This is a genomic window from Paraburkholderia dilworthii (assembly GCF_000472525.1).
Taxonomy (GTDB): Bacteria; Pseudomonadota; Gammaproteobacteria; order Burkholderiales; family Burkholderiaceae; genus Paraburkholderia; species Paraburkholderia dilworthii.
This window is the reverse complement of the sequence record NZ_AWZT01000025.1, coordinates 1-13,766: the sequence shown is the minus strand read 5'-3', so window position 1 is coordinate 13,766 and position 13,766 is coordinate 1. Positions and strand designations below refer to the sequence as shown.

10 protein-coding genes and 1 pseudogene are annotated in these 13,766 nt (G+C 60.7%); 1 reads left to right on the top strand and 10 read right to left on the bottom strand.

From position 1 onward, the window contains the following. Window positions 1-15: 15 nt before the first annotated feature. The 9 genes and pseudogenes from F759_RS0120830 to F759_RS45425 form a co-directional block, all read right to left on the bottom strand. Complete coding sequence (locus F759_RS0120830; RefSeq protein WP_036024867.1) at window positions 16-1,332, bottom strand: ABC transporter permease; 1,317 nt, start codon at window positions 1,330-1,332, stop codon at window positions 16-18. A 22-nt stretch (window positions 1,333-1,354) separates the two neighbouring features. Then, entirely contained in the window at window positions 1,355-3,340 is a 1,986-nt protein-coding gene (locus F759_RS41030) for an outer membrane lipoprotein-sorting protein (protein ID WP_027801577.1), read from the bottom strand. Beyond that, complete coding sequence (locus F759_RS0120820) at window positions 3,328-4,077, bottom strand: ABC transporter ATP-binding protein (RefSeq protein WP_027801576.1); 750 nt, start codon at window positions 4,075-4,077, stop codon at window positions 3,328-3,330. Before F759_RS0120820 ends, F759_RS41030 begins: the two co-directional genes overlap by 13 nt. A gap of 11 nt (window positions 4,078-4,088) precedes the next feature. Beyond that, a complete protein-coding gene (locus tag F759_RS0120815) occupies window positions 4,089-5,303 on the bottom strand; it encodes a hypothetical protein (protein WP_152530679.1) in 1,215 nt (404 codons plus the stop codon). Continuing rightward, window positions 5,300-7,135 (bottom strand): class I adenylate-forming enzyme family protein, encoded by a 1,836-nt coding sequence (locus tag F759_RS38110; RefSeq protein WP_051377374.1) that lies wholly within the window; start codon window positions 7,133-7,135, stop codon window positions 5,300-5,302. The genes F759_RS0120815 and F759_RS38110 overlap by 4 nt, the downstream gene beginning before the upstream one ends. 10 nt (window positions 7,136-7,145) lie before the next feature. After that, window positions 7,146-8,639, bottom strand: a complete 1,494-nt coding sequence (locus tag F759_RS0120805) for a hypothetical protein (RefSeq protein WP_152530678.1) — start codon at window positions 8,637-8,639, stop codon at window positions 7,146-7,148. Beyond that, the gene (locus F759_RS38105) at window positions 8,636-9,745 is read right to left on the bottom strand and encodes an SDR family NAD(P)-dependent oxidoreductase (protein ID WP_051377372.1); all 1,110 of its coding nucleotides are present in this window, start codon (window positions 9,743-9,745) and stop codon (window positions 8,636-8,638) included. The genes F759_RS0120805 and F759_RS38105 overlap by 4 nt, the downstream gene beginning before the upstream one ends. 56 nt (window positions 9,746-9,801) lie before the next feature. Then, window positions 9,802-11,052, bottom strand: coding sequence for a 3-dehydroquinate synthase II (locus tag F759_RS0120795; protein WP_036024865.1), 1,251 nt, complete (start codon window positions 11,050-11,052; stop codon window positions 9,802-9,804). A 418-nt stretch (window positions 11,053-11,470) separates the two neighbouring features. Beyond that, window positions 11,471-11,563 (bottom strand): annotated as a pseudogene (locus F759_RS45425) (IS6 family transposase); the annotation flags it as partial. Between the two features lie 1,070 nt (window positions 11,564-12,633). Between F759_RS45425 and F759_RS0120785 the strand changes: the two are divergent. Further along, on the top strand, window positions 12,634-12,891 hold the full coding sequence (locus F759_RS0120785) for a hypothetical protein (RefSeq protein ID WP_027801571.1): 258 nt from the start codon (window positions 12,634-12,636) through the stop codon (window positions 12,889-12,891). A gap of 341 nt (window positions 12,892-13,232) precedes the next feature. Here F759_RS0120785 and F759_RS0120775 read toward each other — a convergent pair. After that, window positions 13,233-13,766, bottom strand: a 534-nt coding sequence (locus tag F759_RS0120775) for an alpha/beta fold hydrolase (RefSeq protein ID WP_027801570.1), incomplete at its 5' end; no start/stop codon positions are given.

Genomic DNA, 13,766 nt, shown 5'->3' with positions numbered 1-13,766 from the left:
CGAAAAACCGGGCCGTCATGCGTCGGCGAGCGCCGAGCGGATCGGCATGGCGAGAATACGGCGCAGCGGAATCAGGCTCGCCAGCATGGCTAGCAGCACGAGGCCGATCATGCTGGCCAGATAAACGTGGGGCACCCACTCGATCGTGACCGGTACTGCGTTGCTTGATCCCGGTGGCGTCCACATCCAGCCTGCTGAGCGCACTACTGCTGTGACAGCCAGCGCGCCGGCGATGCCCGGCAGAGCGGCGATGGCAAGCCAGGCGTTCTCGAGGGCCGCGAGTCGCATGACAAAGCCACGCGTATAGCCGAAGCTGCGCAACGTGGCGAACTCGCGGCGCCTGCTCATGAAGTTCATGTAGCTGGCGTTCAGCAGACTCATGAAGGAAACGATCATCGCGATCGCCAGCACGAACACGAAGAACGACAGCAACACACCGCGTACCTGCCAGTAGAACGCCGCACGGTCCGACCAAAGGAACACGTGCGCGTCGAGCTGGCGCCGCTCGAATTCAGCGGTGATGCGTCGTTGCGCAGCGCGCATATCTTCGCCGTCGCGCAGCAGCACATGAAACGCCGATACATGATCGCTATTCATCATGCGCTGCGCGGTCGCAAGAGGAAGCACCACGAGCCGCTCGTTCACTTCCCTGATGCCCCAGTCGATGATTCCGCCCGGCCGCACATAGATGGCGTTGACATGCCCCGTACCCTCGGTCACCACCGAAAGCTGCGCGGGACCGGGCGGACAAGCGAGCTCCCGCTGCGTCGGCTGCTCGCCCGGACGCAATGGCGCGAAGCCAGCCGACGGTACCTTGCAGCCCAGCACGCCGGCCAGGCCCTGACCGAGCAGTGCATCGTCCGGTCGAGGTGCCATCCACAGTGGACGACCCGCGACGACGTCGTATTCGTACGCTGGCCCCTTGATCTGACGGGTCGCTGCGACGTCCTCTCCGAGGCCCGCAAATACCGTCGTCACATTCGCGCCCGACACCATCCCCGAAATTCGCAGCACGCGCGCGACTGCTTCCGGCGCGGCGTCGCCCGCCAGCACTGCGCCAATTTCGCGCTGCATCGAAAGGTCGATCGGCTTTTGCGCCGCGCCTTCGAATAGTTGCGCAAGCGGCGACGCCGGCCGTTCGATGACCAGATGACCCCGTGCACCCCAGCGCATGAAGGCGTCCCTCGTCAGCGACAAGTTGGCCTGCACGTATCCGAACAGCACGCCAAGCGAGAGCACGGACACTGCCATCACAATGAGCGTTCCGACCGAACGCCGCCCGTGCCGCAAAACGTTGCGCAGCGACAACGACAGCAGAATGCCTGAGTTCATCTTCGTTCCTGGCAGGGCGACATCACATCGACGTCAGGTTGCCGAGCGTGAAGGTGCTCGACGGGTAGTCGGCGGCCTGCACGTTCGAGTATTCGAGCCGGCTGAACCGGTCGGGGAAGTTCGCGTTCGTAATCGTCATCGTCGATACGAACGGCGTGGATTTTCCGTCGAGGTCTGCGCGATTGCGATAGTCGAACGTTGCGGTCTTGAACACGACTCCGGACGTCGTGAGGAACTCCGCCTTCACGCCCAGAAACGTCCGTTTTTCGAGGTAGTAGACGACGCCTGCATATGTCGCGTCGTTGCTCTTTGCGCTGAGCGTGACCCGGTAGCAGTCCCGGCCATCGACGTTTGCTTCGCCGTCGAACGTGGGTGTGTAGTCGCGCACGTATTGAGTCGAGGCGATGTCGCCATTGGCAGCCTCGCCGACGAGCCGCTGCTGCGGGCTCACGCTGATAGGCCTGCGCAACCCTGGTTTTGTGTACCACATCGCGCGCGATGCAATCAGGATTCGCTCGCCGGCATTGCGCTTCGGTTCGGTGGTGCGGATCAGGGCGTCACCGTCCTTGACCGCGACCTGATAGGTCGTGTCGGTGATGCCCGCCGGCTCCTGGGAATGCACACGGACGGTCCAGCCCGCCGAACCGATGCCGCCGCGCGCGAGATCGCTGACGAGCAACCATTTAGTCATGGTTGCCGCGTTGGGCGCAGACGACTCCGCGCGCGCGGACGGCGCATGAGCAAACAGTACGACGCAGCACACAGCGAGCGCGCCGCCGGCCAGCGCGCGTGTCAGCGCGCCGGGTTGCGCAACGGACACGCGCATCGCGCGGCGCAAGCGGCGCCAGCACGTGAACGCGCTGGACGCAATGACAAGCGCGCTGGCCACGAGTGCCAGTAGCAGCGCATGCGCAAACGGCATCGTCAAGATAAGCGGCACCGGGTTCGCGACCCGCGGCAGTGGCGTTGTCATCCCCGTTTCGCGCAGGGCCCACGCCACTGCATACGTGAGAACGACGGCAGAGACGGCGGCTATCAGCGCCGTGGCCAGCGTCTCCAGCGTGAACAGGCCGACGATACGTGCCCGGGCATAGCCAAGCGCACGCAGCGTCGCGATCTCACGTACGCGATCGTCAAGGTTCATCGCGACCGTATGCTGCACGGTTGCCACGGCAATCAGCACGATGACCGTGCCGGTAAACAGAAAAAGCATGTCAAAAAACCCCATGAAGCTGTTGTACAGTTGCCCGACTTCCGGGCTGCGCCAGCTCGTCACTTCGAAGCGGCCGGGCGCAGTACGCTCCAGCGCCGATGCAAGCGCCGCCCGGACGCGTGTCGTGCTCGCCCGGTCGGCCAACCCGACAATCACTCGCGACACGCTGTCTGTGTCGTATAGTCTTTGCATCATCGTGAGAGGCATACGAACACCCTTGTCCTCGGTGGCCTCGATGCCTGTGGAGAAAAAGCCGGTCACGGTGCCGTCGATCGCGTTCATCCGGTTACCGTAGGTCACCGCGGTAAGCTGAATGTCATTGCCTGGTTTCGCCCCGATCAGGTCCGCCACCAGCTCGGTGACATCAACGCCATCGGACGAAGCGGTCAGCCCCTTCGCCAGCGCGGAATGCTGCCCCGTTGCCGGTTCAACGCCGGTGGCGAGGAACACAGTGCTCACAGTGCCATGCTGGATCATGCCCACGGCTGTCATGTCGGCGCTCACGCGGGTGACGCCTTCGATCCCGCCCGCCAGACCCGCCACTAGACGGCGTTCGCCTGCATCGATCGAATAGCGCTCGGGAAACGCGGACAGGTTGGCGGGACCGCCTTTGCGATACACCTGCACGTGTCCGTTGCCTCCGTCTTCGATAACGACTCGTGCGAGGGCGTTCTCGACGAACTCGGTCCACGCGAGAAACATCAACAGTGCGAGCATGCCCGCGACGAGCGAGATCATCGTGGCAGTCGTGCGGCGCCGGTCGCGCCACAGGTTGCGCAGCGCTAGCGAGAACATGTCGGCACCTCCTGTAGATCAGCGGTTGGGTGCGAGCGGTCGACGCGTGTGCCGCTCTGCGCATTCCGGCTCGTGATGCGACCGTCACGCAGCTCGATGACGTCGCGAACATTGCCCAGCAGCCGGTCGTCATGCGTCGAGAACAGGAACGTCACGCCATGCGCTTCGTTCAAGGTTCGCATCAAATCGACGAGCGCGAACGCGTTGCCGCTGTCGAGGCTCGCGGTAGGCTCGTCGGCGAGCACGAGGCGCGGCCGGACGGCAAGTGCGCGCGCAATCGCCACGCGTTGTCTTTGACCACCGGACAGGCTGTCAGGACGTTGTCCGGCGAACTTCAGCAGGCCAACCGCATCGAGCGCCTCGTCAACGCGGTCCCACCTCTCCTTGACCGACAGGGCATGTAACCGCAGCGGCAACTCGACGTTCTCGCGCGCATTGAGCACCGGTACGAGATTGAACGACTGGAAGATCATGCCGATCGAGCGGCTGCGCAAGCGATCGAGTTGTGACTCGCTCAGTTGTGAGGTCGCGGTGCCGTCGATCAGCACCGAGCCGCTGTCCGGCATGTCCAGACATGCGATCAGATTGAGCAGCGTGGTTTTTCCGCTACCGCTTGGCCCTGTCAGCGCGGCGAACGCGCCGGTTTCGATCTGCAGGCTGACGTCATCGAGTGCACGGACGCTTAACTGACCCAGCCGGAATTGCCTGGTTACGGACTTCACTTCCACGAGCGACAAGATTGGCTCCTTTACATGAAAAGCTCGAGCGCCACGTAGATCTCGCGATCCAGCGTGCGCACGAGATCGGAATCGCGACTGCCGAAAGTTTTGGATACGCCCACGTAAGCGGTGAGATTGTCACGAGGGCTGTACGAAATTTCGGCAAACGTCTGGTTGCCGAACGGTCCGAATGACGACAGCGAGCGCGCGACGAATCCAACGCGGCGATTGCCGAAAACGCTCGGCGTGAGCAGTTGTACGAGTGCATATCGGCCGTCGGGCAACGGATGCAGCGGACGGTTGCGGGTCTGCCATATTCCGCCAGCGGGTTGCGCGATCAAGGCAGGCACCTGCTGTTCTACGTTGCTTGACCGATAACCGTTGTAGACCGCTTCGATACCGATTTCTCCGCCCGACGGCAGCCCATAGCGCAGGTTAACCAGCGCGTCGGCCATCGCGCGGTGCGTGTTCTCGCGCAGGGCGGGCGCGCTGCCGCTCTGGCTCGCATAGCCATAGGACGCAGAGAATTCCGCGCCGATTGTCCAGGCGTCGCCCAGCAAACGCTGGGCGTATCCGCCGACATACGGCCGATAAGCGCCACCGCCTGCGACTACCGTCCCGAAGGTGGAGGGCAGTGCGCCGCCTGTCTGGTACTCGGAGCGCAGCAACCCGAAGGTGCCGCGCCCGTCAATGCCGGGCACCGACTCGAGATAGGGATTCGCAAGCACGCCGGACACGTTCAACGACGGAGACAGTGACAGATTCACCATACCGAGCGTCTTCCCCGCGATCTCGCGGCGCGGCGTCGAATTGCCGTTGTCTGGGAAGAGCCGGTTGCTCGGGCTGTAAAGCATGCCTGGGCCCCACGACAGATAGCGTTTGCCGACGAGCCATCCGACGTTACCCACCGAACCCGACGCATACGCCTCGTTCCACGCGAAGCGTTTGGGCTGCGGCAGCCCGACGTTCGAGGATTCGTCGTCGAAATACCGCACGCGTGGCTTCAGCACAAGGTTCGCGTCGCGGCACCACGCGACAGCGCACTTGCCGATGATGTCGAGACGTTCCTCAACATTGAGCGATGCGTCGTTCATCGCTCTCAATGCGTCGCCATACCGCGTCGTGTTCTGCATCGCCTGCGTCGTTGCATCCATGCGCCATTCGAGTCCAGCGAACGATCCCTCCGCGGCGAGCGCGCCGGTGCACGACGCGCAGCCAGCCAGCATCGGCAGCCATGCCTTCACGACAGGTCCCCATCGACAGTCATCTGCACGGAATGCGGCGCGTGATGTGCCGCGGTGCCCTCGCGCGATGGCTCCGTTTGCGTATCACCAAACCGCTCGCGCAATTGGTGGCGCAGCGTCTTGCCGGTGGCGCCGATCGGAAAGGAGGTCCACGGCTTGATCCAGATCCGTGCGAGCCGCTCCGTAGCGGGGAGATTCGCGTTCAGTTCCGCCAGCAGTTCTTCAGCGCCATAAGGACGGCTGCCGGAGCGCAGCGCAACCACAGCGGCGGGTACCTCGTGTTCGCCGTCGCGGATGCCGAACACGCTTACGTCGAGCACTGCGGGATGCTTGAGCAGCGACTCTTCTATCAGCAGCGTATACACCGGCCCATGTTGACCGCGTACGACGTCCACTTCGCGATCCAGATGAACGTACTCGCCGCCTCGCTCGCGCCGTACTATGTCGCCTGTAAACCACCAGCCATCACGCGTGGCGCTGAACAGCAGGTCATGCGCGTTCCAGTAACCACGGAACATGCACGGCCCCTTGATCATGAGACGTCCCGCTGTGCCGCGCGCCACTGGCTCGCCATTCGTATCGACGATCCTGATACGCGGGCCTCCGGGCGTTGGACGGCCAACGCGGCGCGCGAACTGCTGGGTCCAGGGGGAGACGATGCGCAGCAGTGCTGCGATGCCGACTTCCGTTGAACCGAGGCCGTCGATGAACAGCGAACCTGGACGCGGAATGCCGAGCCGCCTGAAGAAGCTGCCATAGCGGATGAACGCACGCTGCTGCACCTCATGGCTCACATCGGCCGTCGTGCCCCAGATGCGCATCGACGACAGGTCGAACGCATCGGGGTCTTCCTCGATCATGCGCGTATAGGTAATCGGGAACGCGAAGAATACCGAAAGGCGCCGCACGGCGATTGTCTGCAACGCGTGCCGTGCGTCGATGCGCCCGCCGACAATGGCCTGAATACCGAGTACGTACAACGCGTACAGGTAGAGATGCGAAACCTGATGATTGAGCGGCAACGCGAGGTAGGCGCAATCGCGACGCGATACGAGATTGAACAGCAGCACCGAGCGCAACGCCTGGGCCATGCCGCCAGCCGAGACGATCACACCTTTCGGGACACCGGTGGTGCCCGACGTATGGAAGATGTACGCGGGATCATCCGCGCCGTGAACCTGTGCAGGTGGACACGGGGCTGACCTGCTCAGCAGCGATGCGAGCGATACGGGCTCGACGCCGAGCGCAGATGAATCGCATACGCATGCATCGCCGGAGTCAGGTCCGCCATCCGTCACGATCACAGCGCGCAGCGACGGGATCGGCATACGCGCACCGGCAAGCTTCGCCAGGCCATCGCGATCCGTGACCAGCACCTTGGCCTTCAGGCGATCCACATAAGCGGCGGCGACATAACCATCGAGGTTGACATTGATCGGTGCGGCGATGCCACCAATGCGATTGGAAGCGACGGAAAAAAGAAAGATGTCGAACTCATTGCGCTTGTACACGGCGACGCGCTCGTTGTCGGCGACACCTAGCTCTGCCAGTGCGCCACCGAGCGCACAGACCATGTCGTGCGTGGCTGCAACGGTCCACTTTGTGGGCAGCTTGCCTGAGGCCGCACCCCAGTCGAGCGGCGCATCCAGTTCCACAATGACGCGTTCGCCAGCGCCTGCAGCAAAGCGTTCAAGTTGCCCGATCATCGCGGGCTTCGCGTGTCGAAGCCGGCACAACCGATACATCAGCCCGATCTGCCTGACGGCCAGAAAGAGCCATAACACCAGCGCCGCCACGCTTAGCGCGACGAGCATCAGAACGAACGTTTTCATGGAGTCCCTGTCAAGAACGTGGAGAAGCGCTGGCGCGGCGCGACCGCGTCTCACATAGCGAGCCAGTCACGATGGGGCCCGCCTCTACGCGCGTGCCGTCAAGGCCCGCGATCAGCGCGGCCAGCTCAGCGCTATACGGTTCAATAAACTGCGCGCGAAAATCGCTGAACGCGTCGCGCCGGAATACCGAGTCGAATTGCACGCGTCCATTCACGGTCGGCGTGTAGAAGATGAAGTCATACGGATGCACGAGACAGCCGAAGCCCACGAAGCGGTTACGTTGGCGGGCATGTCCGCTTTGGTCGTGCGTGTCCTGCTTACCCGTCAGTCCGTTCATGTCGAGATCGATTCGGCCAGGATTCGAATAGCACGCGTTGGTGCCTTGCGCGCGTCGCACCACGGCTTGCGTCAATGGATACAGCGCCGGCCACCTAAGCATCCACTCCAGCCATTCAAGCCTGCCCAGTTCAAGCTCCAGCCGCTTGTCCGTGCGAGCCTGCCGCACAGCGTCGTGGACCGCAGCGACGAGCGCACGGTCGGAAAGCGGCGATCCAATGCGCAGGCCTGTCGCCACGAGGTAATTGCGAAATGTATCCCGGTAACGCGCGTCGAGCGTATAGCGCAAGCTGATCGCGCATGTCAGGCGCACCGGTGGCCGTCCCACGCCGTGACGTTGAATCAACCGCACGAGCGCAGCTGCGAAGACCGTGTTCAGCGTGACGCCACATTGTTTGGCGATGCGTCGCACATCCGCTTCCAGATCGGCTTCTATCACGCCGTGATAAAAGTCGATCTGCGGGTTTGAAGACGACTGGCGCGGACGCGCTGGCCCGACGCGAAGCTGCCTGTCACGACGGCAGAGATCGACAGCAATGGAAACCGCCGCGTGGCCGAGGCGTCGCGCTCGGGCCGCTACCGTATACCACTCGGGACGCATGGATTGCAGCGGCTCGTAACCATGCGTGCCCGCAGGCGGACAAGATGCTGTTTTGCTCTCGTCACTGCACGCGTACTCCGCCACAATGCGCTCGAGCAGGAGCGAATCGCTGCGTGCATCCGCGACTGCATGCGCACTGCTCAGATACACGCAGGAAGAAGGGTTGACATCGCCCACCACCAAGTAAACGTGAAATGACTCGCCGTGCTTCCAGTCGAGCCGACGGGCCTCGTTCAACGCCATCAGCAATGCGCGGAAAGCCTCATCGGCGAGATCGCAACTGCCCTCCCACTTGTGTACCGAGAATGCGGGACGCGGCGCGCGGATCTGGCGCGATCGGCGAAACCGACGAGGATAGGCTGCCGACAAAAGCGGGAACGCTCGCGCCGCCCGCTCGACTGCGTCACGCAGACGGTTCGCATCGAGCACGCCGTCCACTAGCACGATCTGGTTCGTGTTGGTGTTGTCATAGCTGGCGAGTTCTGCAAGTGCACCTGAGAGCGCATCGAGGCGTGCATCGATACCGCTGCGAGCGGTAGGCGCCATAAGGGGCGACGCGGATTTCACAGGCTCGTCTCCGCCACGGCTTCAGCGGCGGTCGCGTCACCAGTCGCGCAAGGATTGTCCGACTGATACCAGCGAACGAGCCGACCCAGCATTGCCTCATCGACGATTGGCGGCCCCGGCGGATGCCCGAGCGCCGCGTCGAGCTTTGACCGGCTGAACGTCCAGTCGGTGCTGGCGAATGGGCGATTCCGGTCAATCGCCCGATCGATTCGCTGATCGAGGGAAGTCAACGGTGTGCCATAAGTGACGCGCACACCGAGCGTCGCGCCTATCGTCGACACGACTTGTTGTGTGGTTAGCTGGCGGCTGCCCGCGCATTGAAACACTTCGAAGCCGCTGCCCTGCGTGTTGCGCAGCGTCAGGCCGACCATGTCCGCAACGAGCCGATCGACCGTCACGAGATCGGGACGCACCAAAGGCGGCAGATTCATGCAGGTGGTGGTTAAGCCTGCCTGGCTCGCTGCGGCGATCACGTCGGCGAACATGTACATGCCGAAGCCGTTGCGGCGCGCCCAACCGGTGCGTGAATGCCCGACCACGATCGTGGGACGAAAGATCGTTAGGGGCAAGGCGTGTTCTCCGTGCAGAATGAACAGCGATTGCTCCGCGCATAGTTTGGAGATCTGGTAGCTATTCACACACGGATTGCCGACGTGCAGCTTTTCGGCCGTATCACCGCCCCGCAAGCCGGCCGTGTATGCGGTCGACACATAATAAAAGCGCTTGCAGCGCCCACTCGCCGCCACTTTCCGGTAGAGATTCGCGGTGCCGCACACATTGACGCGAAACGCGTATTCGAGCTTTTTCGGCGAATAGCTCATCTCCGCCGCGCAATGCCAGACGACGTCCACCTGGCACAAATGAGCCTCTGTGATGGCATCGGCGAGCGTTCCCTGTCCCGCATCAATGGTTTGCAGGAGCTCCGCGATTCCGGTTTCGATGTCCATTGAAAAACCGCTAGCGGCCTCGCGCACAGCTGCCAATGTGCGGTGCCCGGCTTCATCATCACGCGAGACTGCAAGGACACGAAATCCATCTGCGAGCAGATTCGCGGTCAGCGCGCTGCCGACAAAGCCAGTCGCACCAGTTACGATTGCTGTTTTCATTTGTAGTCCTATATGAATAGGAATTTGGAAACCATATACAGCGCCGCGTTGGAAAGTCAGACTTCGATGATGTGCTCGTCGACCTTCACGCCGACATGGCGGCCGGGCTGTGTGGTGTAGCCGAGGACACGATCGCCAGGCTTCAATTCAGTCAGATGGCGCGGTTGCGCCTTGTCGGAAAAGATACGCACATGCCAATCGTCCTGCATGACGATGTTGACTTGCTCGCCGCCATCGAAACTGACCGCGATCAGTATTAGCGGACGAATCTCCGTCTTAACGCGTCCTACATAGACCTGGCGTGTGCGCCCGGCTGCATTGACGGCGGTGATGGCCGAGCCCGCCCTCAGTTCGGTGATGTAATTGGTTTTGTCGCTTGCATGGAACACATAGCTGTGCACCGATGCCGCGTTGATACGGAACGGACGCAGTTCCATGTAAGGCAGATGGAACACTTCGGGGCAGCACAACACTCCACCGGTCGATGTCGATCCGACGAGAATACCCTCGTCAGGCTCGAATATGTGCGTCGTATCGATGCATGCGCGATAGCCGAGGCCGAGGTGACGGGTCTCCGTTACCGTTCCTACCTGAATTTTCATGGCGGGGTGACAAACTGCGTCCAGCTTCGCGCGCAACGCATCGAATTGCGCCGGCTGGGTGAAGCTGGCGACGATGCCGTCGCTGCCGAGTTCGAGCACACCGAGTGCGATGACCGCATCATCGACGTCTTCTCCGACCTCCTTAAGCAGATGCGCCGATTCCTTGTGAAGCTCTGCTATTACGAGTTCGAGAGGAATGTTGGTCGGATCCTTGAACGAAACCATCACGTAGTCGTAACGCACGCCGTAACGGAAGGAGTCGCAGAGCGATTCCGCATTGTTTACATGCGCTCGATAACAAGTCGCACAGCCCAGTTCGGCGGCCTGCACGAGCAATTGCGTGTTCGCGCTGCTGATGATGAGTTTGTTCCCCGCGTCGGCAGTGGGCGAAACCAGTCTTTCAGCCTGTGCGGCTTCCAATTGGGCGACATCGGCGAGATGGAGAACATGCGCGAAATGAGAAGCGGAAAATTCTTTCGAGAATGTCGAAAAATTGTCCAGGTAGAATACGACGCCATTAAAACCACTGCTGATTATCTGTTCAATGATCTCGGCGCATTGACTATCCGGTAAATGGGAAAGTTGACGCGTGTCGTACCAGAGTGCGACATTCGCAGTGTCGTGCAAGGCCGACACGGAATGCACGCGCTTGCGGCCTTTCCCCGGCTCGACGACGAGGGGAGATAGCAATTGGTTAGCGTCCATAAGTTCCATCCTTTTTTAATTTTAACTAGGCTTTGCGAATTGGGAGTGGGTAATGCGGTTCTTAAAAGAATATTAGCTGGTCGAAATATGAATGCATTGACGGAAATCGTGGTTTAGGCGTTCCTTTGTCGCGTTAGCGTAGGGATGGCTTTGTCAACTTGACGAGCACAGCTATGTTATCTGTTCAAACGTAGTTTTCCTGAACAGCCAGCATGCTCGAATTTGGCGTCGATGGTCCAACCATGCGGGGCGGCGAGGCGCTTCTTGAGTACGGTCCGATGATCTGCTGCTTTCATCCGATCTCCGGGCAAGGCGAAAGTGCTGCCGAATCAAGCCAAAGCGGAAAGAAACGTCTGCGTGCGACGTGCGTCGCGAAGGCTGCATACGTGTCATTCATATCTGCGGCTTGGCTGATGGCTGATGGCTGTTGCCGGAAGTACCAGCGAACGGCACAGCTGATGGCGACAGCGGGGGACCGGTGACCGTAATAAAGCGATTTCGTCTTGTTCATTGTTTTATTTGTTGCCGCCGTCTTTCCACTAACCTCTAGCGCATACCGAAGCGATCAATGAGAGCGCCAGCACATCGCGATTTTTTTCATATTCTGCCCTCGCTCGATGAAAGTGGTTTCCAATGAGAATGTCGGACATGACATTTGTGCGGTTTGGTTAAACATCCGACGCATTACAGATTGTTTTCCAAGCGCGAATAATTTGCAAGCCATGTCCATGTCTTATATTTATTAAAGGGTCTAGGAGAAGTGGCGCTGAAAATTTGAAATTCTCATGCGATGAATGTCCTCCATAGCCTCCGTTTGTCTTAAGTTTATTTTGTTCTATAAGGGCAGCTTTTCGACATACCATTTCTAATTGAAAGAGGCGCCGATTCGCAGGCCGGATGCAGAAATTTCCGAGCGCGGATGCGGTCGACAGATAGTTTCGAACAGAATGGGACGAGGAGTGGGGACTCCCAACCGCGCGCGTATTGTGCCGGCGGAAGATGGCCGAGCCTGAGCAATTTGTTTCTCAAGCGAGCGACGTTATGCCGGTGACAATGAAGCAGTTAAGCGAAGTGGCGAAACAGGTGGGCCTCACTCGTTCGGACAGTTGGCCTAAAGAGATCCGACTTTGGCCGTAAATGAGAGTTGATGTTGCGCGTATGCTCCTTTAGGACGCCTCGCGCGAGCGGCGGCGCCAGCGCCTTCTCGATATAGTCGTCGCAAAGCTGGTTGACGGTACGGCCGTCGCAATTCACGCTTTGGCCGTTTTTCGGCGGCAGGATCGTCACCGTTGTCGATGGCGACGCGGTGCGCGCGCGAGCTTGCGCACGGTGGCCAGTGTGAGGTCGGGTAACTGCGGAACGTCAGTTCCCGTCGACGCTTACCTCTGCTGTAGCGGAGCACTCAAGTTGCAGCACCATTCGCGGACGGAGTGAACGTGAGCCCATCGCCATCTGCTTTGGCGATGGGTTCTTTTGTGCAATCCAATGGCGAATCTGCACGTCGTCGAGTGAGTGGCGAATGCGTGGCTTGTCCGTCGCTGAAGGGGAGATAGAAAGTCATTACAGTTGCTACCCGTTTTCATGTGGCTGCCGTGTTACAACGCTTGGCTGCTAGTGCTGCTGCTGGTGCTGGTGCTGCTGCTAGTGCTGGCATGCTGCATCGCCGTGCCGGGTGTGACCGCATCGCAGGCCGTGTTCTGGCGCCTGCCGACGCGCTATCTCACCGGCACGGGTGCAGCGAGCGGGATTGCGTTTATCGTCTCGATTGGGAACCTCGGCGCGTTGGTCAAGGCCTTCGCGGATGCGCTGTTCGGCAGCCCAACGCGGGCTTCGTGGTGATCGCGGCGATGTGTTTGCTCGGCGCGGTGCTGCTGATGTTCGCCGATAACGGCGCGGGCGAGCCAAAGCCTGCAGGCGTTTTCGGGGGTGAGAACGGGTGATCGAGAGGGCGCGTCGCAGTGGAATTTCGATTTTGCGGAGACGCGACATCCGGACCTTCGGCTAACAGCCGATGTCATGGCCAGATCCAGATATCCGTTTCTAGCAAGATAGAAGTGTCCGTTTTTGACGTCAGGTTTGATGCTGTCTCTCACGGTTTCAGGCTCAAGCCGTGTCGAAGGTTGCGGACCGAACGGAAGCCGAGGGAACTATTTCAGGAGCGGCGATCGGTATTCCCCGGCCTAACCGCTGGTGTGATCCGCCGTACCCACCTCCTTGATGAAGGCGAGCAGGAGCTCGCTGAGCCGAACCGGTTGCTCCTGCTGGATCCAGTGACCGGCGCCGTCGATCAGTTCGATGCTACCCATTCTCGTCGCCGCCTTCGTCCTCATAAGATCGAGCGCGCCCGGCGCCGAATAGGTGCCCCAATCGCTCTTCCCGCCAATGAAGAGCGATGGCACATCGATCGTCTTGCCCGAAAACAGACGCAACTCAGCGTTTAAGTGAGGATCGGTAAAGACGCGATAAGCCTGCAGTGCGCCTTGAAAGCCAGTGCGGCCATACTCCTGCGTGTACACCTCAAGTTCCGGCTCGGTGAGCCATTTGCAGGCCAGGATCTCGGCCGCGGAGGGTTGGAATGGAGCGACGGTCTCGGGCATCGTCTTGCCGAGATCCATGACGTAATAGGTGGGCATCTGTGCAAGTTCTGCGGCCGTCAGCGCTTTCAACGGATGCGGCTTGTTTCCCGGCCAGTCGGCGCTCTTGACATAGAAAAA

Coding starts and splice junctions, on each gene's coding strand:
- F759_RS38105 (WP_051377372.1), bottom strand. CDS start 9,745: ATGAAAACAGCAATCGTAACTGGTGCGACTGGCTTTGTCGGCAGCGCG.
- F759_RS38110 (WP_051377374.1), bottom strand. CDS start 7,135: ATGAAAACGTTCGTTCTGATGCTCGTCGCGCTAAGCGTGGCGGCGCTG.
- F759_RS41030 (WP_027801577.1), bottom strand. CDS start 3,340: ATGTTCTCGCTAGCGCTGCGCAACCTGTGGCGCGACCGGCGCCGCACG.
- F759_RS0120785 (WP_027801571.1), top strand. CDS start 12,634: ATGTGGCTGCCGTGTTACAACGCTTGGCTGCTAGTGCTGCTGCTGGTG.
- F759_RS0120830 (WP_036024867.1), bottom strand. CDS start 1,332: ATGAACTCAGGCATTCTGCTGTCGTTGTCGCTGCGCAACGTTTTGCGG.
- F759_RS0120795 (WP_036024865.1), bottom strand. CDS start 11,052: ATGGACGCTAACCAATTGCTATCTCCCCTCGTCGTCGAGCCGGGGAAA.